A 21663-nucleotide genomic window follows, 5' to 3' on the forward strand; every position below is an offset into this window, starting at 1 on the left:
CAGCCGCACCATCCAGACCGCCGTCCTGGACTCCTTCCGCCTCTGCAGCGCCATCTAGGAGGAGCCAGCCATGGGACGCATCCTCGACACGGCCCGCGACCGGGTCCCCGCGCCTCTCCTGGACGCCTCGCGCGTGGAGCCCGCCGCTCTGGGCCTCGACATCGTCGGGCGCTGCGCGGAGATCGACGAGCGGGCGATGGGCCTGGAACGCCTCGCGAAGCTGCGGGCCGAGCTGGCCCGCCGCGACTACGCCGGAGCGCTCCTGTCCGACCCGATCAACATCCGGTATGCCACGGGCTCGCGCAACATGGCCGTGTGGACGATGCATGCCCCGGGCCGGTACGCGTTCGTCGCGACCGACGGCCCCGTCGTCCTCTTCGAGTACGGGACGCCGACGCAGATGGCGGCCCAGGGCGTCTTCGACCTCCCGACGGTCGACGAGGTGCGTCCCGCGATCTCGTGGTTCCACTTCATGGCCGGCCCGCGGGTCCCCGAGAAGACGCGGTTGTGGGCCGCCGACGTCATCGACCTCGTGCGCCGGCACGGCGGCTCGAACCCGCGGCTGGCCGTCGACCGATGCGAGCCCTGGGGTGCGCAGCTGCTCATCGACGCCGGCATCCGGCTGTTCGACGCCCAGGAGCCCATGGAGCGAGCCCGCGTCATCAAGACACCCGAGGAGCTGAAGTGTCTCCAGCTCGCGGTCGATGTCTGCGACATCGGCATCGACCGGATGCGGCGAGCGCTCCGGGCGGGGATCTCGGAGAACCAGCTCTACAGCATCCTCCACGAGACGAACGTCGCGCACGACGGGGAGTGGGTCGAGTGCCGGCTGCTCAGCTCCGGTGAGCGGACCAACCCGTGGTTCCAGGAGTGCAGCAACCGGATCATCGAGCCGGGCGACATGGTGGCGTTCGACACCGACATGGTCGGCCCGTTCGGCTACCTCGCCGACCTCTCCCGCAGCTGGGTGTGCCCCGGTCGCAAGCCGACCGCGGAGCAGCGCAAGCTCTACGAGATCGCCCAGGAGCAGGTCCTGACGAACATCGAGCTCATCACGCCGGGGCTGTCCTTCCGGGAGTATGTCGAGCGGTGCTGGCCCATCCCCGAGGAGTACATCCCGGGCCGGTACTCCATGACCCTCCACGGCTCGGGCATGGTCGACGAGTACCCCACCGTGACGCACGCCGTCGACTGGGACACCTGGGGATTCGACGGGACGTTCGAGGAAGGCATGGTCCTCAGCATCGAGAGCTACATCGGGGCGGTCGGTGCGAAGGAGGGCGTCAAGCTCGAGGAGCAGGTGCAGGTGACCTCCGCCGGCGCGGTCCGCATGTCGCAGGCGCCACTGACCGACGCCCTCGTCGCATGAGTCCGTCCTCGACCGACCGGTCCGGCCGGACGACCGCAGCCGGGCTCGACCTCACGACGGACGAGCGTGCGCTCCTCGAGGGCGACCGCGGCGCGGGGACCGCCCTCGCGATGCGCATCGTCTGCGGACTCGCGTCCGCTGTCGGCGCCTCCACACTGCGCCCGATCACCTCGGCGCACGTCGACGGCTGTCTCTACCACGGGCCCTCGAGCCTCGACTTCGTCCGGGCCGTCGCCGCGGACGGCGCCCACGTGACGGTCCCGACGACCCTCAACATCGGCGGCATCGACCTGCGGAACCCCGACACCTTCCTCGGGCCTGCCGCCGAGGGAGAGCACGCCGCGGAGCTCATGAACGCCTACGTCGACCTCGGCTGCGAGCCGACGTTCACCTGCGCTCCCTACCAGCTGCCGGGCCGTCCCGGGCTCGGCACGCACGTCGCGTGGGCGGAGTCGAACGCCATCGTCTTCGCCAACAGTGCGCTCGGCGCCCGGACGAGCCGGTACGGCGACTTCATCGACATCTGCGCGGCCGTGACCGGACTCGTCCCCGACGCGGGACTCCACCTCACCGAGAATCGCGCTGCCCGAACGGTGTTCCGTCTCGAGGCCGACGAGGAGGTATGCGACCCCTCCCTCCTCGCGGCACTGCTCGGGCACGTCGTGGGTCGGCGCACCGGAGAGGACATCCCGGCCGTCGTGGGCCTGGACCCGGCGATCGTCGACGAGAGCTGGCTCCAGGCCTTCGGTGCCGCCGCCGCGAGCAGCGGTGGCGTCGCGATGTTCCACGTCGTCGGGGTCACCCCTGAGGCCGCCACGCTCGAGGACGCGACCCAGGGCCGGACGGATACGCGCACCGAGGCCGTCTCGGTCGCGGACCTCCGCGAGGCGCTCCGCGAGCTGTCGACCGTCGACGCCGAGGGAGCGCTGGGCGCCGTCAGCCTCGGGACGCCGCACATGTCGGCCGAGCGCCTGCGTCAGGTCGCCGACTACTTCGGCGGCCGGCGCGCGGCCGTCCCCGCCTTCGTCTCGACGAGCCGGGTCACGGTCGGCGAGAACCCCCGCGCCGCAACGGAGCTGGTGTCGTGTGGAGTGCGGATCGTCACCGACACGTGCACGTACGTCTCCAAGGTCATGGACCCCAGGGGGCCGGTGATGACGGACTCGGCGAAGTGGGCCTACTACGCACCGGGCAACCAGGGCTACGACGTCGTGCTCGCCTCCTGGCGGGACTGCGTGGACAGCGCCGTGGCGGGCCGCATCCTGCGGACGGAGCCTCAGGGTGTCTAGGGCAGCCACGATCCTCGTGGGCGGCGAGGTCACCGCGCCGCTGAAGGTCCTCGACGAGCCGCTGAGCTTCTGGGGCGGCTTCGACAGCGCGACCGGCCTCATCATCGACCGGCACCACCCCCAGTTCGGCGACCGCCTCACCGGGCTCGCCGTCCACCTGCCGGCCAGCCGCGGCTCCAGCTCGGCGAGCAGCGTCCTCGTGGAGGCGGTCCGTGCGCACACCGCCCCCGCGGCCCTCCTGCTCGCCACGCCGGACCAGATCCTCCTGCTCGGAGCCCTCGTCGCATACGAGCTCTACGGCCGCGGGCCGACGGTCGTCCTGCTGGAGACATCCCACCCGATCGCGGAGCGACATCCGGACCCGTGGCCCGAGACGCGGCTCACCGTCACCGCACGGGGAGAGCTGCAGCTCCATCCGTCCGGCGCACGCGAGACCCAGGAGGAATAGGTGCTTCCCACGACGATGGCGGCCGCCGTCCTCACCGGCCACGGTGGACTCGACCGGCTGGAGTACCGCACCGACGTGCCGGTTCCCCGGCCCGCGCCTGGCGAGGTGCTCATCCGGGTCGCGGCGGCAGGCGTCAACAACACCGACATCAACACGCGGATCGGCTGGTACTCCAAGGTGATCCGGTCCGAGACGGCTGGTGGCGGAGCGACGGGGTTCGATGCCGTCGACGCGTCGGACGCCGCCTGGTCGGGCACGCCGCTGCAGTTCCCGCGGATCCAGGGTGCCGACGTCTGCGGTCACATCGTCGGGGTGGGGGAGGGCGTGTCGCCCGACCGCGTCGGCGAGCGGGTCCTCGTCAAGAACATGCTGCGCACGCCGGTGGACTACCGGCCCTTCGAATGCTGGACGTTCGGCAGCGAGTGCGACGGGGGCTTCGCGCAGTTCACGGTCGCACCGGGCCGAGAGACGTATGCCGTCGACAGCGACCTGACCGACGAGGAGCTGGCCGCCGTGCCGTGTGCCTACTCGACGGCGGAGAACATGCTCCACCGGGCGGCGGTGGGGTCGGAGCGGATCGTCGTGACCGGCGCCTCGGGAGGGGTCGGTCTCGCCGCCGTGCAGCTGGCTGCGCGTCGTGGAGCGACAGTCATCGCCGTCTGCTCACCGGGGAAGGCGGCGCAGGTGCGGGCCAACGGCGCCGACCAGACCGTCGACCGTGACGCCGACCTCGGTGAGGCGCTCGACGGGAGGCCCGTCGAGGTCGTCGTCGACATCGTGGGAGGGCCCAGGTCGGCCCGGCTGCTCGAGCAGCTGCGTCCTGGGGGGCGGTATGCGATCTCCGGGGCCATCGGCGGACCCGTCGTCGACATCGACCTGCGGACGATCTACCTGAAGGACATCTCGGTCCTCGGGTGCACCTTCCAGGAGGACGAGGTGTTCGAGAACCTCGTCGCATACGTCGAGCGGGGCGAGGTGCGGCCCGTCGTCGCGGCGACCTACCCCCTCGCCGACATCCGGCGCGCCCAGAGCGACTTCCTCGACAAGGCGCACGTCGGCAAGCTCGTCCTCGTCCCACCCGCGGCCTGACCCTTCAGGCTCGCGCCGCCGACCCCAAGGAGGCCCGGTGCGCATCCGCGAGATCCACATCTACCAGGTCGACCTCCCCGTCGGCGGGAAGCCCTACCGGATGTCCGCGGGGACGTATGCCTCGCTGGACTCCACGGTCGTCGAGGTCGTGTCGGACGGCGGGGTCTCCGGGTGGGGGGAGACGTGCCCGGTGGGCCCGACCTACCAGCCCGAGCACGCGCGCGGCGCCCGTGCGGCGCTCGAGGAGATGGCCCCACACCTCGTCGGGCACACGGTGACCGGCCCGCTCGCCGTCCGCCACGCGATGGAGGACCTCCTCAACGGGCACAACTACGCCAAGGCGGCTCTCGACATCGCCGTCCACGACCTCGTCGGCAAGACGTACGGCATCCGCGTCTGCGACCTGCTCGGCGGCGCCGTCACCGACCGGGTGGACTCCTACTACGCACTGACCGTGGACGATCCGGACGAGGTCGCCCGCGAGGCCGTCGAGCGGATCGGCGAAGGCTACCCCCGGCTGCAGATCAAGGTGGGCGGCCGCCCGGTCGAGCTCGACATCGAGACGATCCGCAAGGTGTGGGAGGCGACCGGCTGCACTCGGCTCGCGGTCGACGCGAACCGCGCGTTGACGACGCGGGACACCCTGCGGATCGGACGCGAATGCGCCGACATCCCGCTGATCCTCGAGCAGCCCTGTGCGACGATGGAGGAGATCGCCGCGATCCGCGGCCAGCTGCACCATCCGGTGTACCTCGACGAGTGCACGGAGAGCCTGAGCAGCGTCATCCGGGCCATCTCACTCGGCGTATGCGACGGGTTCGGCCTGAAGGTGACGCGCTTCGGCGGCCTCGGGGCCATGGCCGCGGTCCGCGACGTCTGCGCGTCGCGCTCGATGCCGCATACCTGCGACGACACGTGGGGCGGTGACATCCTCGCCGCCGCCTGCGTGCATATCGGTGCCACGGTGCAGTCGCGGCTGCTCGACGGCGTCTGGATCGCGGGATCGCACATGGACGTCCACTACGACTCGACCCACCCCGTCCGGGTCGACGGCGGACGGATCGAGGTGCCGACCGGGCCGGGGCTCGGTGTCGTCCCCGACGAGGGTGTCCTCGGCGAGCCCGTCGCGTCGTTCGGATAGCGTCCAAGGGATGGTTCACGGTGGCGGATCCCTTGATGTGATCTGTGATCACATGTAGCCTTTCGGCATCGATCGAGGAGGATGTGAGCCCCCATGGAGCGACGCGTGAGTGACGTCGTCATCGTCGGCAGCGGGATCGCGGGTCTGGCTGCCGCCTGGCGTCTTCGCGACCTCGACATCACCGTGCTGGAGGCCGGCACACGCGTCGGCGGCCGGATCCGGTCCGAGCGACGTGGCCCGTACTGGATGAACTGGGGCGGCCATGTCTACGACGGCGGTGCGGAGTCCTCGACCCAGGCCTTCCTCCGCGAGTCGGGCTTCCGCTCGCGCCCCGTGCCAGGCAACCTCGCCGGCCTGTCGATGAACGGCAAGCTGCTCCTCCACGGCCGCGTGGAGACCTTCCCCTTCCGCGTCCCCATGTCGTGGCACGACCGGGCGAGCGTCCTGCGGGCCGGCGCGAAGGTCAGGCTGGCCGTGGCCCGGTACGCGCGGGTGGATCGACGCCGCCCGGGCGAGGACGAGGCCACGCGGCAGCAGCGCGTCTACGACTTCATGAACGACCGGTCGTTCGCCGACTTCATCGGCCCCCTCCCGGAGGACGCCGAGGCGCTGTTCAAGCCGACGGTGACCCGGTCGTCGGCGGAGATGGACCAGATCTCCGCCGGTGCGGGTGTCGGCTACTTCAACCTCGTGTGGAACATCGGCGCCGGGCTGTCGCACTTCATCGTCGGCGGACCCTCGACCCTCACGGAGGGAGTGGCCGAGATGCTGGGGGAGCGGGTCCAGCTCGGTGCCGAGGTCACCGAGGTCGTCCATGCCAAGGACTCCGCACTCGTCCGCTACGTCAAGGACGGCGCGGACCACGAGATCGAGGCGCGGGCCGTCATCCTCGCGACGACGCCCAGCGTGAGCCGTCGGCTCGGGGTCGACCTCGACGGCGACGTCCGCGACGCCCTCGGCGAGGTCCGGCTCGGCCCCTTCGTCAGCGCGGCATTCCTCACGAACGAGACCGACCCGCAGCCCTGGGACGGCACGTATGCCGTCGCCACCCCCAAACGCTCGTTCAACGTCGTCCTCAACATGTCGAACAACGTCCACGGCTACGAGACGGTTCGCCAGCCCGGCAGCAGCTTCATGGTCTTCTCGCCGGCCGGGCTCGCCCGGACGCTGCTCGAGCAGGACGACGAGACGATCCTCAAGACGCTGACCGACGACCTCGACCAGGTGCTTCCCGGGGTCGCGTCGACGATCGTCGAGTCCGAGATCGCCCGGTGGCCCGAGGCGTCGCCCTACGGCTTCCCCGGGCGCGGGGCGCTGCAACCGATCCTCACGCGGAACGCGAGTCGGGTGATGCTCGCCGGCGACTACCTCGGAACCCACTACACCGAGAGCGCCGTCTCGAGTGGCTTCGCGGCCGCGACCTCGGCCCGCCAGATCGTCAAGGAGTCTCCCGCCTCCTGACGTCCCACCGTCCTCGCAACCGATCCGACCACCGATCCCGATCCCCCCGATGGAGAACACCACCATGCCCCAGCCCCTCTCCGGCGTCCTGTCCGCCCTCCTCACCCCCTTCACGCCCGACGGCGCCCTCGACGAGGCGACCCTGCGCCGGGTCGTGGACCGCAACATCGACGGAGGCCTCCACGGCGTCGTCGCCTGCGGCTCGACGGGCGAGTTCACGACGCTCAGCGGCTCCGAGCGCCGCCGCGTCGTCGAGACGGTCATCGACCAGACCGCGGGACGGGTGCCCGTCGTGGCCCAGACGGGTGCCCAGTCGACGACGGAGGCCATCGACCTGTCCCGACACGCGGAGGCCGCTGGCGCCGACGCCGTGATGCTCGTCGCCCCGTACTACGAGCCGCTCACGCTCGCGGAGACCAAGCGCTACCTCGCGACGGTCGCCGGGTCGATCACGATCCCGGTCATGCTCTACAACCTGCCGGTCGCCACCGGGGTCAACATGCCGCCGGCCTTCGTCGGCGAGCTCGCCCGAGAGGTCGACAACATCCGCTACATCAAGGACACCTCGGCCGACATGGCGCAGGCGGGGCAGCTCGTCCACAACTACGGCGACGTCATCTCCACGTTCGTCGGCTGGGACTCCCTCCTCCTCGCCGCCCTCACCGAGGGGGTCGCGGGGGTCATGGCCGGGACCGCCAACGTCCTCGCGGCCGAGCTCGTGTCGATCCACGCCGCCATGACCGAGCGGGACCTCGACCGGGCCAGGGAGGAGTGGAGCCGGATCTACCCCCTCGTCGACGCGATCATGGCGGCCCCGTTCACGCCCGCCATCAAGCACGCTCTCAACGCCGTCGGGTTCGCCGTCGGTGACCCGCGGCTCCCGGTCTTCCCTCTCGACCCCGAGACGGGCGCGACCATCTCGCGGCTCGCCACCGCCGTCCTCCAGCCGGTGGCCTGACCCGTCGGCCGGGCGCCTGGATCCGGCCGGTGGCCCGGCCGTGCGCGCCGGCGTCACGTCCCGGCTCGATGCGCGTCACGAGCCGGGACGTGGCATACCGGACGTCGGACGTGGCATACCGGAGGTCGTGAGCGCTTCGACTCAGATCGAGGCCTCGGAGGGCTCCGCGCCTCCAGGCTCGCCGCGCTCTGCGGCGAGCCTGGAGCGGACCTCGTCGGCGGCGGTTCGCAGCGACGCCTCCGACACGGCCGCGGCCGCGTCACTGTCGTTCGCGCGCGCCGCGACGAGGAGCTGCTGCTGGTAGGTCCACAGGTCGGCGGCGTTGACCGAGTCGTAGCGAGACCTGATGCCCATCGTCTTGTAGGTGCGGCACTGCTCCCACAAGGACTCGATGGTGCTGACGAGGACCGGATTCCCGCCGGCCGCGTAGAGGATCGTGAGCAGCTGCTCGTCGAAGTCGAGATAGTCCTCCAGCCGGCCCTCGTCGACGGCCGTGCGCAGGAGACCCAGGGTGACCTCCATCCGGTCGCAGTCCCCGGCGGAGATGTTCGCTGCGCCGGTCCGGGCCGCTTCGCGCTCGAGGATCGTGCGCACGGCATAGATGTGGACGAGTCCCTCGAGCGACACCCCCGTGACGACGGCACCCTTGTGCGGCTCCCGTGCGGCGAAGCCCGCCTCCTCCAGCCGGCGGATGGCCTCGCGAACGGGCATGACACTCGTGCCCACCTGCGCCGCGACGTCACGGATCCGTAGCCGGGATCCCGCCGGCAGCCGGCCGCTCACGATCGCCTCGTGGAGCACGTCGTAGACCTGGTCCGCCAGGAGCGTCGGCTTGGGCGGCTTCGCGAGGTCCACGCGTCAACGATAGTCGGGCGCGCGACCGACCCCGGTGTCCGCACGTGCCGACTTGTTGTCGTCCGAACGGTCGCTGGACGACATCTTCTCGGCACGTGCGAGAGCGGAGTCCGCACGTGCCGAGTTGTTGTCGTGGAAACGGTCGCTTGACGACATCTTCTCGGCACGTGCGGGATGAGAATCTCGCGATCGCCGCTGGAGGTCAGGTGGTGGCCGGGGGCTCCTGGTCGCCGTGGGTGGCGGCGATGACAGCGGCGAGCCGGGCGTCGCGGACGGCCGCCAGGCGGGCGATGTCGTCCGTGCCCGCGCCGAGGCCGTCGACGAGCCGCTTCGCGGTGGCGGGGTCGAGGTGCGGGGCGCCGAGGTCGTCCCACCACCGGTTGAAGCTGTCGGCGTAGCGCTCGCAGAACGTCGCGAGGCCGCCGTCGTCGCCGCCGAGGTGGAACAGGAGGGTCGGGCCCATGACGGCCCAGCGCAGTCCCGGCCCGGACGCGACGGCGGTGTCGACGTCGTCGACGCTCGCGACGCCCTCGGCGACCAGATGGATCGCCTCGCGCCACAGCGCGGCCTGGAGCCGGTTCGCCACGTGTCCCGGAACCTCGCGGCGCACCTCGATGGTGACCTTGCCGCAGGACTCGTAGAAGGCGCGCGCGGCGTCGACGACGCCGGGCGCCGTGCGGTCGTTGCCCATGACCTCGACGAGCGGGATGAGGTGGGGCGGGTTGAACGGATGGCCGAGCACGAGCCGGGCGGGGTCGCGCCAGCCGGCCTGCAGCTCGGTGAGGGTGAGGCCGGAGGCGGAGGAGGCGATGATGGCGGAGGCGGGCAGGACCGGCTCGACCGTCGCATACAGCTCGTGCTTGAGCCCCACGCGCTCGGGGATGCTCTCCTGGACGAACTCGGCGCCGTCGACGGCGGCTCGGGGGTCGTCGCAGATGGTCAGGCCGGACGCGGGCGTGCTGGTTCGGGTCAGCCCGAGCGTCGTGAGGACCGGCCAGGCGCTCTCGACGGTCTCCTCGACGCGGGCCCTCGTGGCGGGGTCGGGGTCGTAGAGGGCGACGGTATGCCCCGCAGCGAGGAAGAGCGCGGTCCAGGAGCGGCCGATGAGGCCACCGCCGAGAGCGGCGACGTGCCGGGGCGGGGCCGGGGGTGGGGGATCAGAAGGTGACACGATCGGCTCCCTTGAGGGCGAGGCGTTCCCGGGCCTCCCCGGGTGTCGCCAGGGTGTGGCCGAGGGACTCCACGATGGTGCGGATCTTGCGCACCTGCGCGGCGTTGGAGGGCGTGAGCTCGCCGGGGCCGATGAACAGGCTGTCCTCCATCCCGACCCGCAGGTTCCCGCCGAGCATCGCCGCCTGGGTCGCGAACGACATCTGGTGCCGCCCGGCGGCGAGCACGGACCACTCGTAGGCGTCGCCGAAGAGCTTCTCGGCGATGGTGTGCATGTGGAGCAGGTTGTCGAGGTCGGCTCCCACGCCGCCGAGGACGCCGAAGACCATCTGGACGAAGAACGGCGGCTCGACCCACCCCTGGTCGACGAGCCAGGCGAGGTTGTACAGGTGGCCCAGGTCGTAGCATTCGAACTCGAACTTCGTCCCGTGGCCCTGGCCGAGCTCCTTCACGACGTACTCGAGGTCGGCGAAGGTGTTCTTGAAGACGAAGTCGCGGGTCATCTCCAGGAAGGCCGGCTCCCAGTCGTGCTTCCACTGCGTGTACTTCTCGAGCATCGGGAAGATCCCGAAGTTCAGCGACCCGACGTTGAGGGAGGCCATCTCCGGGGAGGTCGCGACGGCCGCCCGCAGCCGCTCCTCCCGGGTCATGCCCAGCCCGCCGCCGGTCGAGACGTTGAGGACGGCGTCGCACGAGGCGGAGATCTTCGGCATGAACTCCTGGAACAGCTCGGGCCGCGGATCCGGTTGTCCTGTCTCGGGATTGCGCGCGTGCAGGTGGATGATGGCCGCGCCCGCCGCGGCGGCCTCGATGGCGGCCGTGGCGATCTCCTCGGGGGTGACCGGGAGATGTGGTGACATGGTCGGCGTGTGGATCCCGCCGGTCGGGGCGCAGGTGACGATGACGCTACGAGCCATGGTGCCCCCTCAGGCTTCGGCGCCGACGACGGCCGGCTCGGGTGTGTCGTCCGGCTCGAGATCGGTGAGTCCGACGAGGGATCGGTATGCCTGGAGGACCAGGCCGTGGAAGTGGTGCACTCCGTGCTCGGACAGTCCCGATCCGGAGCGCGACGGGTCGAAGACGATGCGGCCCTGGTCGAACGCAGGGGTCCGCATACCGCGCTGGACGCTCTCGACGAGGGTGATGTCCTGCACCTGGAGAACGTCGTCGATGTAGCGCACCGACTCCTCCTCGGCGGGGGTCGGCTCGGGCGTCTCGAGGAAGAAGTCCCACGTCTCGAGGGTCCGCTCCGGGCCCGCCGGGACGACCTGGAAGACCATGAAGTTGCCGCGTCCGGGGTAGCGCAGCAGGCATGTGTTGGGCCACAGCCACCACACGGCGTGCTGGGTCACCTGCGCGTCCGCGACGTCGTAGGCGGCGTTGCGGTGCTTGCCGGCCTCGGCGAAGTGGCTCGACCAGATGCCGTGGGTGCGGACCTCGTAGGTGTCCATGTCGACGAGGTCGACGAACTCCTTGTGGGCGATGTGGCAGTGGTAGCACTCGAGGAAGTTGTCGATGACGTTCTTCCAGTTGGTCGCCACGTCGTAGGTCAGACGCTTCGCGTGGGTCAGCGTCGCGACGTCGGGGGCCCAGAAGGTGATCTCCTCGGCGAGGTCGGGCGCCTGCCGCGCGAGTGGGGCCGCGGCGGGGTCGAGGTTGACGTAGACGAACCCGCAGAACTCCTCGATCTGGATCTGGTCGAGGCAGATCTGCGACGCGTCGAAGGAGGCCATCCGGTCGGCACGGCGGGCTGCCTTGAGCCCGCCGGAGAGGTCGTAGGTCCAGGCGTGGTAGGGGCAGACGATGTTGCGCGTCGTGCCGGAGCCCGACAGCAGCTCGTGGGCGCGGTGCTTGCATACGTTGTAGAAGGCCCGGAGGGTGCCCTGGCGGTCGCGGACGACGACGACCGGCATACCGGCGACCGTCGCGGCGACGTAGCTTCCCGGCTTCGCGACCTTCTCGCCGTGGCAGATCCACTGCCACGTCCGGGAGAACACCGCCTGCAGCTCTGCCTCGAGCCACCGGCCCTCGGTGTATGCGGGGGCCCGGAGCGACATCGACTCGCCGGGGTCGGGGTCGTATCCGGCGCCGATGGCGCGCACGTCGTCGATCGTCACAGGGAGCATGGCGGGAAGCCTAGCCCAGACTTGTACGATCGTTCAATAGTTTCCATGGATCAGAGGTCCAGGACCAGGCGGGGGCAGCGGGCGCGGGAGACGCAGATGCACAGGCAGTCTCCCGCCTCCCGCTCCTCGTCGGTCAAGATGGAGTCGCGGTGGTCGATCTCACCCTCGACGACGTCGGTGATGCAGGTGCCGCACGCGCCTTCGGAGCAGGCGTAGTCCACGTCGTGCCCGGCCTCGCGAAGCACCTGCAGGATCGAGGTGCCCGCGGGCACGAGCAGCTCCCGTCCGCTGGAGGCCAGGGCGACGACGAAGTCCTCGTCGGTCGGCGATTCGGAGCGGTCCAGGTCCGCAGGCGCTGCGGCGAACCGTTCGAAGAAGATCGTGCCGCGGTGGAGGCGTTCGCTCGCCGCCAGGGCCGCGGCCAGCATGACCTCCGGCCCGCACACGTAGTAGTGCGCATCCGCTCCGTGCTCCCCCAGGAGTGCAGGGAGGTCGAGGATGCCGTCCTCGTCGTCACAGTGCAGCCGGTAGTCGCCCCCCAGGTCCAGCGCCCGCAACCGCGCGTCGAAGGCGGCCGCGGATCGCGTGCGGACCAGATAGCGGATCTCGAAGGGACGGCCCGCGGCGCGCAACGACCGGGCCATGGCATACAGCGGGGTGATGCCGATCCCGCCTCCCAGGAGGACGACCTCGTCCTGGTCCGTGCTGCGCATGGGAAACCTGTTGCGCGGTTGGGAGAGGTGCAGGACGGCGCCCGCGTCGAGGGTATGCATCGCCACCGAGCCGCCGCGTCCGCCGGGCTCCCGCTTCACCGCGAGGCTGAGTCGCCTCCCGTCGGGAGTCCAGTCGGTCAGGGAGTAGGTGCGGGTCAGCCCGTTGGGAAGGTGGACGTCGACATGGGCACCTGCCTCGCAGTCGACGAATGAGCCGTCGGTCGCGGCGAAGGTGAACGACGCCACGTCGACGCCCAGCCGTTCGGTCGCCACGAGCTCCGCCTTCACGTGATCGCGCATTGTGACCTCCATGGTGAACGCTCCGTCGGGAAGGAGCTCGGGCCATTGATTGTACGATCGTTCAAACAATGGCTCAAGCCACGCGCCCCGAGCCGCGCATCGGGGCGTGCGGGGCTGCCGGACGCCCGCGCGGACGACCTTCCGGGGAAGCCGGCCAGAGCCCTGGCGCCGGCCAGCTTCCCCAGAAGGTCCTCGGGCTGGTCCTTGGTCGAGCCTTGGCCGGAGGGTGAGCCCGATCCTGGGGTTCACTGGTGTCGTGACGCGACGCGAACAGCGCTGGGGGACGGCGCGCATGGAGGACGGAGGGAGGGTCGCATACGCCCTGACCGGCTCGGGCCCTCTGCTGCTCGTCGTGCCCGGCTGGCTGAGCCACCTCGAGCTCGGCTGGGCCATCCCGTCCGAGCGCACGTTCCACGAGGCGCTGTCGTCGGGTCGGACGCTCGTGCGTTACGACCGGCCCGGTTGCGGACTCTCCGATCCGTACGACGGGCCGCGCACGATGGCACTGGAGCTGGCCACGATCGGGGCCGTGACCGAGGCACTCGGCGCGGACCGCTTCGACCTGCTCGGGTGGTCGCTCGGAGCGGCCGTCGCGGCGCAGTGGTCCGCGACCCGGCCGGAGACGGTCTCGAGGCTCGTCCTCTACGGTGGCTGGCCCACGGGCGCCGCCATCGGGGACGACGACAGCAGACGGCTCCTGATCGGGCTGCTCGGGAGCCACTGGGGACTGGGCTCCGACCTGCTCACCGACCTCTTCGCCCCTGACACGGATGCAGGGACCCGCCGAGCACTCGCGCAGTATCAGCGGGCGGCCTCCTCGGCGGACACCGCGGTCGCCCTCCTGCGCCTCGCCTACGACCTGGACGTGCGGTCGGCCCTGGCCCGGATCGTCGCACCGACGCTCGTGCTGCACCGGCGGGGCGACCGTGCGGCTCCCGTCGCCCAGGGCAGGATGCTGGCCGCCGCGATCCCCGGGGCCGCGCTCATCGAGCTCGAGGGGCGGTCGCATCTGCCGGCCGTCGGGGATGCGGAGGCGGTCGTCGACCGGATCCGGCGCTTCCTCGGCCTCCCGCGGCTGCGGCGTGCCGTGCCGACCAGTCTCACCCCTCGCCAGACGGAGGTCGCGGCGCTCGTGGCCGAGGGCCTCACCAATCGTGAGGTCGCCGAGCGGCTCGGGATCAGTGAGCGGTCGGCCGAGTCGCACCTGGAGCGCATCAGGCTCCGTCTCGGTTTCAGGTCACGCGCCCAGGTGGCCGCCTGGTATGTCGCCACCGGTCCGAGCAGGTGAGGTATTTCCACGGCTGCGCCCGGCCGACGGTGCGCCGGAGCATGGACCCATGTCCCGAAAGACGCCCCTTCTCATCCTGTCAGCCGCCGCCTGGGCCGGGTTCAACATCGTCATGGTGTGGATGGTGGCCTTCCTCGCCGGCATCGCCGTGCCCCGTGTTGTGGACGGGCCGACGCGCACGAACACCGCGCTCGCGGTGACGGTCGACCTCGCTCTCCTCCTCCTGTTCGCCGTCCAGCACTCGGCGATGGCGCGCCCCGGGGTCAAGGCCGTGATCCACGGCCGGACGCCCGCGGGACTGGAGCGCACCGTCTACGTCCTCGCCACGGAGGCGTGCCTCGTCCTGATCCTCGCCCTCTGGCAACCCTTCGGCGGACCGGTGTGGCATCTCCACGGCATACCGGCGCTCCTCCTCTGGCTGCTGTATGCGGCGGGCTGGCTCCTCGCGACCACGGCGACCTATGCGGTGGACCACCTCGAGCTCACCGGGCTACGGCAGGCCGGGTGGGCGGCCCCGCCGGACCCCGACCGGCCCGACAAGCTCCAGGTGAACGGCCTCCACGCCCTCGTGCGGCACCCGCTGATGGCCGGCCTGCTCGTGGCCTTCTGGGCGACTCCGCACCTGGGCGCCTCGCACCTCCTCTTCGCGGCCGGGGCGACCGCATACATCGTCGTCGGGATCCGCTTCGAGGAACGCGACCTCCGACGCACCTTCGGCGCCGCGTATGACGCATACGCCGCTCGTGTCCCGGCGATCCTCCCGGGACTCCGTGTCCGGCGCGGCCCACAGCCCGGTCGGGCGGCTACCATGGGCGATGCAGCTGGTTCGGCGCCGAAGCCATCGACGTCGTCGCAAGAGGGAACCCGGTGAGAGTCCGGGACTGCCCCGCAGCGGTGAGTGGGAACGACAGCCGTCAGGTAAGCACTGGGTCGCCAGGCCCGGGAAGCGACGGCCGGTAGGAGTGTGCACGGCGCCCACGAGTCCGAAGACCTGCCAGCGCGCCGCGCCCACCCGGGCGCGGTGGTCTGCGACTCCCGCGGGAGGGGTCCGGCAGGCGTCCTGGTCACCCTCGGGCGACCGGAGGTTGCCGGTATGCCGTCCCGGCGCAGGCCGTTGGTCACGAGCTCGCGAGGGATGGGCACATGAGGCACGGCAGGTTCGACGCACGTCGGCTGAGGACGATCGTCCTGGAGGTCCACGAGGAGGAGCGCGGCGCACGATCGCCGCGGCCGGTGGACCCGGAGTTCATCCTCTTCCTCCACGACCGGCTCTGCGAAGAGGTGGTGGCTGCCACGCGCCGCCGCGAGACGGCGACCCCCGACCAGGTGGAGGGGGCGGAGCGCGGTCTGCGACTGCTCGACGAGCTCGTCGGCGACATCCGGGCCGGACGTCTCATCGACTCGATGTCGCGGCGTCTGCTCGCCCTGGCCTACGGCGATCACCGCGACTTCCGGCCCGAGTGGGGAGATGACGCGCCACGCGTGGCCGGCTAGCGGGCCACTGGCCGGGCAAAGCCGCTACGCTGCCCTCGGGCGGCTACGCGGTCGCCCACGACACCAGTCGCATCGACCGATGCAAGGGAATCCGGTCCAACGCCGGAGCTGACGCGCAGCGGTAGGGGTGACGAGCGTGGCATCACGCCACTGGGCCGACCGGCCCGGGAAGGCGCCACGTCTCGGCTGATCCCGAGCCCGAAGACCTACTGGTGGCGTCCGTGCTGACCGGCCCCGCGTACGGGCCTCGATCAGGAAGTGGTGCTGGTGTCCCTCCGTCGACTCGTCCTCCCTCTGCTCTGCGCCGTCTCGGCGACGTCCGTCGTGGCCGCCTGCGCGGGTCCTCCGTCATCCTCGTCATCGTCGGCTACGACGTCGTCGGCCACGTCGTTCACGCCGGTCAGCCTCGACAACTGCGGTGACAAGGTCACGGTCTCCTCCCCGCCAACGCGTCTGGTCACCCTCAACCAGGGCGCGACCGAGGTCGCCCTCGCGCTCGGCCTGGAGGGCCGGATGGTGGGGACGGCATACCTCGACGACGAGATCTCCCCTCGGTATGCCGCGGCCTACAAGACGGTGCCGGTCCTGTCCAAGGAGTACCCCTCGCAGGAGACCTTCCTCGCGGCCCGGCCGGACTTCGCGTATGCGGCGTACGCCAGCGCCTTCGAGTCGAAGGCGGTCGGGACACGGAACGAGCTGCAGCAGAAGCGGATCGGTACCTACCTCAGCCCGTTCGGCTGTGCGGACGTGGCGGACAAGGCGGCGCCGACGTTCGAGAGCGCCTGGAAGGAGATCACCCAGGTGGGGTCGATCTTCGACGTGACGAAGAAGGCGGAGTCGGTCGTCGCCGACCAGCAGGGTGAGCTGGCCGACGTGCGCAAGCAGGCCGCGGGGAAGGGACTGAAGATCCTCTGGTACGACTCGGCGGACAAGACCCCCTTCGTCGGTGGCGGCGGTGGCGGTCCCCAGCTGGTCATCGACGCCGTCGGGGGGACGAACATCTTCGCGAACATCAAGGGCGGGTGGGGCGACGGATCGTGGGAGAAGGTCGTCTCCGCCCAGCCCGACGTCATCGTGCTCGCCGACGCCTCGTGGGACACGGCCGCCAAGAAGAAGGCCTACCTCAAGAACGACCCGGTCCTGAAGAAGCTCGAGGCCGTGCAGGACAACGCGTTCGTCGTCGTGCCGTTCAGTGAGAGCACGCCGGGCGTCCGGCTCGTCGAGGGTGCCCACAGCGTCTCCGACCAGCTGGCGGCGTTGAACCTGAAGTGACGCGGGTCCGGCGGCTCCGGGTCGGGCAGAGCCGCTCGGCGGTCGCGCTTCTCGCGCTCGTGTCATTGGTGATCCTCGCGGCGAGCATCGTCATCGCCCTGGGGATCGGCCCGGTCCGGGTCCCGCCGGCCGACGTGCTGACCGTCGTCGCGCGTCGCCTGCATCTCGTGGCGGGTCATGGCGTGTCCGTCCTCGACGACGAGATCGTCTGGCAGCTGCGGCTGCCACGGATCGTCGCGGCCGTCGCCGTCGGGGCCGGGCTCGCCCAGTGCGGGTGCGTCCTGCAGTCGCTCACCCGCAACGACCTGGCGGACCCGTACCTCCTCGGGGTGTCGAGCGGCGCGGCCGTCGGCGCGGTCTGCGCCCTCGTCCTCGGCTGGGCCCTCTCGGAGGTTCCAGGGAGGTACAGCGTGGCGGTGAGCGCATTCGTCGGCGCGATCGCGGCGCTCGCCATCGTCCTCGCCCTCGCGACGGGCCGCTCGGGAGAGCTGCCGGCCGGGCGCACCATCCTCGCCGGTGTGGCCGTGGGGCAGCTGTGCGGGGCGTTCACGTCCTTCGTCGTCATGGTGTTCGGGCCGCGCGACGGCGCCCGCGCCGTCCTCGCCTGGACCCTCGGCTCGTTCTCCGGTGCCCGGTCCGGTGACGCGATCCTCCTCACTGTCGTCGTCGGCATCGCGGTCGTCGGGCTCACGTGGTGTGCCCCGCTCCTGGATGCCTTCGCCTTCGGGGACGTGTCGGCCCGCTCGCTCGGCGTCGACGTCCGGACCGTCCGGTGGGCACTGCTCGTCGCCACCGCCCTCCTCACCGCAGCCACCGTCGCCGTCGTCGGGCCCATCGGGTTCGTCGGTCTCGTCGTGCCCCACGTCGTCCGGCTCCTCGTCGGCCCCGCCCACCGCACGCTGCTGCCGCTGGCGGCGGTGTGCGGCGGGATCCTCATGCTGTGGTCCGACACCGCAGCTCGGACCCTCGGGGCCGGTCAGGAGATCCCGGTCGGCGTGGTGACCGCGATCGTCGGCACGCCCGTCCTCGTCGTGCTCCTGCGTCGACAGGCACGCCGCACATGAGGGTCGAGGCCGACGGGCTCGGCTGGGACGCCGACGGGCAGGTGATCCTCTCCGACGTGACCACCGTCCTGGAGCCGGGAGCCTTCACCGCGGTCGTCGGCCCCAACGGTTCCGGCAAGACGACGCTGCTCCATCTCGTCGCAGGGCTGCGCCGCCCGGCCCGCGGACTGGTCCGCCTCGACGGGGTGCCGGTCCACGCCCTGAGCGCTCGCCGCAGGGCCCGTCAGGTCGCCCTCCTGGAGCAGCACCCCGACACGACCCTCGAGGTGACGGTCCGTCAGGTCGTCGCGCTCGGTCGCATACCGCACGTCGGTCGATGGCCCGGAGCCCGCGATCCCGGGGCCGGACTCGTCGAGGAGGCCATGCGGCGTGTCGAGGTCCACCACCTCGCGGACCGCTCCTGGGCCTCGCTGTCCGGTGGGGAGCGGCAGCGGACCCACCTGGCCCGGGCGCTCGCGCAGGAGCCGGGGCTGCTCCTGCTCGACGAGCCGACCAACCACCTCGACCTGCGGCACCAGATCGCGTTGCTCTCCAGCGTCTCCCGGCTCGGCCTCACGACGCTCGCGGTGCTTCACGACCTCGACCTCGCCGCCGCGTTCTGCCCCCGGATCCTCGTCCTGTCGCAGGGCCGGCTCGTCGCGGCCGGGCCCACGCAGGGCGTCCTCGACGGCCACCTCGTCGAGGAGGTCTTCGGGGTGCGCGCCGCGGTGACGCACACCGACAGGCTCCGAGTGGCCTGGTCACTGCCGGAAGGACCGACCCCATGACCCGTCAGCTCGTCCTCGTCACCCTGACCCTCGAGGACACCCACCGGCGCGACGAGCTGGAGCCGGTCGCGGCCTCCCTCGGGGCGTGCGTCGCCGTCCTCCAGGGCCCCGGCCCGTCGCTCGTCGGCGTCCTCGACCGACTCGCCGCCGAGAGGCCCACCGACGCCCTCGTGCGGCTCGTCGCCGTGACGTGCACCGCCTCGACGACGGGGCGCTCCTGGGTCGGCCGGGTCGCGGGCCACTGGCGCCGCACCCGCGCGTCGTCCCTGGCGATCGAGGTGTCCGGTCGGCTGGCGCGAAGCTTCGCCGCGGACGAGGTCCAGGCGAGCGTCGACGCGCCGGGCCGACGGGTCACCGGCGCCGAGGCGGCTCTCGAGAGTCCGGCCTGGCAGGAGCCGCCGCCCTATCGGCACCATGTCCTGGTATGCCGCGGCCCCCGGTGCACTGCCAAGGGCGCCGGGGACGTCGCGGTCGCACTCGACGGCGAGCTGTCCCGGCGCGGTCTGCTCGACACCCACGTCCTCGTCGCGCAGACCGGGTGCCTCTACCCCTGCAACCTCGCGCCGACCCTGGTGGTGCACCCGGCCGGCACCTGGTACGAGCGCGTGGAGCCGTCCGACGTCCCCCGCATCGTGGCCGAGGACCTGACCTGACGATGGCCTGGGCCCGATCCCACGGGGCCGGTCCTTAGACGAGCTGGTAACGCAGTGATAGCACTCCATGAAGTTCTCGATGATGAGCTTCGAGTCCGCCGAGACGTCGTAGCGGATGCATCGTCCGACGGCGAGGGCGCTCACGTCGTAGGCGTCGAGACTGGACATCGCGCCGAGATGGTCGAGGATCTCCTGCGCGACGGTGCGCTCGAAGGGCTCCGACGTCCAGTCGGGGTTCGTCCAGGAAGCAGGGCCCCCGCGGAATCGTGGGTGACCCCGCCGCCCCGCCACGGCGTCAGCACGCGAGGACTCAGGAGGCGAAAACGGTGGGTGCGGCACGGGAGCCGACCGGGTCGGTTGCCGCGTGCCGGCGACCCGGGTCCGGCTGGTCTCCGCCGCGGCGGGAGGATGTGGAGCAGCGCAGACCCGTCCACGGCCCGGCCTCGCCGGCGGAGAGGACCACGAGATGACCACACCCGAGCCTCACCGGTCGACCGTCGGCACGATGGAGGGGGAGCCCTGGCAGTGGTCCGCCGCCGCGATCGCCACAGCGGTGCGAACCCGCGCCGTGACGGCCTCCGACGTCGCCGCGTCCGTCCTGGACCGCATCCGCGCGACCAACCCGACGCTCGATGCGCTCGTCGACGTCGACGAGGAGGACGTCCTCGCCGCCGCGGCCGCGGCGGACCGGGCCGTCGCCGATGGTCGGGCACTCGGACCGCTGCACGGTGTCCCCACCTCGATCAAGATCAACACCGACCAGCGCGGCCTGCCGACGACCAACGGCGTCGTCGCCTACACCGACGACGTCGCGCCCGACGACAGCACAGTCGCCGCCGCGCTGCGGCGGGCGGGCGCGATCTTCGTCGGCCGCAGCAACGCACCGGCGTTCTCCCTCCGGTGGTTCACCGACAACGCCCTGCACGGCGCGACGAGCAACCCGTGGTCGGCCGAACGCACCCCGGGCGGTTCGAGCGGAGGCGCCGCGTCGGCGGTCGCGGCCGGGATGCTGCCGATCGCGCAGGGCAACGACATCGGCGGCTCGATCCGCTACCCCGCATACGCCTGCGGTGTCGCCGGGCTCCGACCGACGATCGGCGTCATCTCCTCCCGGTCGAGCCGACGGCGCCGCCCGCCGACCCCGTCGATCAACCGTCACCTCATGTCGACACACGGCCCGATCGCGCGCGAGGTCGCCGACCTTCGGTCGGCGTTGCGAGCGATGGTGTCGGTCGACGTGCGGGAGGCGGCGTCGGTTCCGATCACCCCGCTGACGTCCGTGCCCGTCGAGACGGTGGGCGTCGTGCGCGGTGCCGACTCGGACACGGTCGTCCAGACCGCGCTCGACGACGCGACCGCCATGCTCCGCGACGCGGGGATCAGGGTGCAGGAGGTCGAGCTTCCCGAGCTCGTCGAGGCGAGTCGCCTGTGGGGTCTGCTCAACCTGGCCGACCTGCGACTGGTGGCGAAGGTCATGGCCGACCTCACCGACGACGCCACGGTGACCTCGATGGAGAACGTCCTCGCCTTCATCGCCGAGGTGTGGGGCGATGACCCCGGCCTCGACGACCTCGCAGCGGGCTGGACCCGGCGCAACGCGCTCGTCGCCGCGGTGCACGACCGCTTCGACGAGATGCCGGTCATGCTGACGCCGCCGTCGTCGCGTCCACCCTTCCTGCTGGGCGCCGACACGGCTGGCGGCTCCACCACCCGGGCGATGATCGACGCCCAATGGCCCCAGACCGCGCTCCCGACGCTGGGCCTCCCGGGGGTGTCGGTGCCGACCGGGGTGGCCGACGGGTTGCCGACCGGGGTCCAGGTGATCGGCCCTCGCTTCTCCGACGAGACCCTGCTCGACGTCGCTCAGCTCATCGAGGACCGCGCCGGCACGATCACACCGGTCACCCCGTGGGGGCAGCGCGCACGCGGCTGACGACGGGGGAACCGGGACGACGAGCGAACTCTCAGGCCAGATCTGCCGATCGGACGGGGAAGTCTGTCCGGACGGAGATGTTGCTCCGCCCGAACCCGACTTCTCGGTCCGTGTGGAGTGCGGCCGGCCACCCAGCAGCAGACAGGTCCTATGCGGGCAGGCTGGGTGGCACCGGCCGGGCCTCCCGGGGTGTGCGACGGCGCGCCGAGGCGGGGCGGCGCAGGGTGAGGCGCAGGCCGTCCAGCGCCAGGGCCAGGATCCCGGCGAGCGCGG

Annotated in this window: 19 protein-coding genes and 2 riboswitches; of the genes, 14 read left to right on the forward strand and 5 right to left on the reverse strand. The window is 71.4% G+C overall.

The window, feature by feature from the left end:
- Window positions 1–70: 70 nt before the first annotated feature.
- The 7 genes from BN12_RS08925 (at window position 71) to BN12_RS08955 (ending at window position 7755) form a co-directional block, all read left to right on the forward strand.
- Window positions 71–1369, forward strand: a complete 1299-nt coding sequence (locus BN12_RS08925) for a M24 family metallopeptidase (protein ID WP_048551811.1) — start codon at window positions 71–73, stop codon at window positions 1367–1369.
- Window positions 1366–2658, forward strand: coding sequence for an aconitase X catalytic domain-containing protein (locus BN12_RS08930; protein WP_048551814.1), 1293 nt, complete (start codon window positions 1366–1368; stop codon window positions 2656–2658). Before BN12_RS08925 ends, BN12_RS08930 begins: the two co-directional genes overlap by 4 nt.
- Window positions 2651–3106 (forward strand): aconitase X swivel domain-containing protein, encoded by a 456-nt coding sequence (locus tag BN12_RS08935; protein ID WP_083454522.1) that lies wholly within the window; start codon window positions 2651–2653, stop codon window positions 3104–3106. The genes BN12_RS08930 and BN12_RS08935 overlap by 8 nt, the downstream gene beginning before the upstream one ends.
- A complete protein-coding gene (locus tag BN12_RS08940) occupies window positions 3107–4195 on the forward strand; it encodes an alcohol dehydrogenase family protein (RefSeq protein ID WP_235432349.1) in 1089 nt (362 codons plus the stop codon).
- A 37-nt stretch (window positions 4196–4232) separates the two neighbouring features.
- Entirely contained in the window at window positions 4233–5336 is a 1104-nt protein-coding gene (locus tag BN12_RS08945) for a mandelate racemase/muconate lactonizing enzyme family protein (RefSeq protein WP_048551816.1), read from the forward strand.
- 105 nt (window positions 5337–5441) lie between these two features.
- Entirely contained in the window at window positions 5442–6797 is a 1356-nt protein-coding gene (locus BN12_RS08950; RefSeq protein WP_048556179.1) for a protoporphyrinogen/coproporphyrinogen oxidase, read from the forward strand.
- Between the two features lie 49 nt (window positions 6798–6846).
- Window positions 6847–7755 (forward strand): dihydrodipicolinate synthase family protein, encoded by a 909-nt coding sequence (locus tag BN12_RS08955; protein ID WP_235432350.1) that lies wholly within the window; start codon window positions 6847–6849, stop codon window positions 7753–7755.
- A gap of 141 nt (window positions 7756–7896) precedes the next feature.
- On the opposite strand, the gene BN12_RS08960 is transcribed toward BN12_RS08955, so the two are convergent.
- The 5 genes from BN12_RS08960 to BN12_RS08980 form a co-directional block, all read right to left on the reverse strand.
- Window positions 7897–8610 (reverse strand): GntR family transcriptional regulator, encoded by a 714-nt coding sequence (locus BN12_RS08960; RefSeq protein ID WP_048551817.1) that lies wholly within the window; start codon window positions 8608–8610, stop codon window positions 7897–7899.
- A gap of 202 nt (window positions 8611–8812) precedes the next feature.
- A complete protein-coding gene (locus BN12_RS08965) occupies window positions 8813–9781 on the reverse strand; it encodes a 3-hydroxyacyl-CoA dehydrogenase NAD-binding domain-containing protein (RefSeq protein ID WP_200901180.1) in 969 nt (322 codons plus the stop codon).
- Window positions 9768–10697 carry a BKACE family enzyme gene (locus BN12_RS08970; protein ID WP_048551823.1) on the reverse strand — a complete coding sequence of 310 codons (930 nt, stop codon included), beginning with the start codon at window positions 10695–10697 and terminating at the stop codon, window positions 9768–9770. The genes BN12_RS08965 and BN12_RS08970 overlap by 14 nt, the downstream gene beginning before the upstream one ends.
- A gap of 9 nt (window positions 10698–10706) precedes the next feature.
- Entirely contained in the window at window positions 10707–11906 is a 1200-nt protein-coding gene (locus BN12_RS08975) for an aromatic ring-hydroxylating oxygenase subunit alpha (protein ID WP_048551825.1), read from the reverse strand.
- A gap of 50 nt (window positions 11907–11956) precedes the next feature.
- Window positions 11957–12919, reverse strand: coding sequence for a PDR/VanB family oxidoreductase (locus BN12_RS08980; protein WP_083454523.1), 963 nt, complete (start codon window positions 12917–12919; stop codon window positions 11957–11959).
- A gap of 256 nt (window positions 12920–13175) precedes the next feature.
- Between BN12_RS08980 and BN12_RS08985 the strand changes: the two genes are divergently transcribed.
- The 7 genes from BN12_RS08985 to BN12_RS09020 all read left to right on the forward strand — a co-directional run bounded on the left by BN12_RS08985 (window position 13176) and on the right by BN12_RS09020 (window position 21390).
- On the forward strand, window positions 13176–14207 hold the full coding sequence (locus BN12_RS08985) for an alpha/beta fold hydrolase (RefSeq protein WP_235432351.1): 1032 nt from the start codon (window positions 13176–13178) through the stop codon (window positions 14205–14207).
- An 804-nt stretch (window positions 14208–15011) separates the two neighbouring features.
- Window positions 15012–15220: riboswitch (cobalamin riboswitch) on the forward strand.
- Between the two features lie 130 nt (window positions 15221–15350).
- On the forward strand, window positions 15351–15701 hold the full coding sequence (locus BN12_RS08995; protein WP_048551830.1) for a hypothetical protein: 351 nt from the start codon (window positions 15351–15353) through the stop codon (window positions 15699–15701).
- A 47-nt stretch (window positions 15702–15748) separates the two neighbouring features.
- Window positions 15749–15929: riboswitch (cobalamin riboswitch) on the forward strand.
- Window positions 15930–15968: 39 nt separating this feature from the next.
- Window positions 15969–16973 (forward strand): ABC transporter substrate-binding protein, encoded by a 1005-nt coding sequence (locus BN12_RS09000; RefSeq protein WP_083454966.1) that lies wholly within the window; start codon window positions 15969–15971, stop codon window positions 16971–16973.
- Window positions 16970–18037, forward strand: a complete 1068-nt coding sequence (locus tag BN12_RS09005; protein ID WP_048551834.1) for a FecCD family ABC transporter permease — start codon at window positions 16970–16972, stop codon at window positions 18035–18037. Before BN12_RS09000 ends, BN12_RS09005 begins: the two co-directional genes overlap by 4 nt.
- Window positions 18034–18804: an ABC transporter ATP-binding protein gene (locus BN12_RS09010; RefSeq protein ID WP_048551839.1), complete on the forward strand. Its 771-nt coding sequence runs from the start codon at window positions 18034–18036 to the stop codon at window positions 18802–18804. Before BN12_RS09005 ends, BN12_RS09010 begins: the two co-directional genes overlap by 4 nt.
- Entirely contained in the window at window positions 18801–19457 is a 657-nt protein-coding gene (locus tag BN12_RS09015; protein WP_048551841.1) for a (2Fe-2S) ferredoxin domain-containing protein, read from the forward strand. Before BN12_RS09010 ends, BN12_RS09015 begins: the two co-directional genes overlap by 4 nt.
- A gap of 466 nt (window positions 19458–19923) precedes the next feature.
- Window positions 19924–21390 (forward strand): amidase, encoded by a 1467-nt coding sequence (locus tag BN12_RS09020; protein WP_048551843.1) that lies wholly within the window; start codon window positions 19924–19926, stop codon window positions 21388–21390.
- The last annotated feature ends 273 nt before the right edge of the window (window positions 21391–21663 follow it).

The sequence above is a fragment of the Nostocoides japonicum T1-X7 genome (assembly GCF_001046855.1).
In the GTDB taxonomy this organism is placed as follows: domain Bacteria; phylum Actinomycetota; class Actinomycetes; order Actinomycetales; family Dermatophilaceae; genus Nostocoides; species Nostocoides japonicum.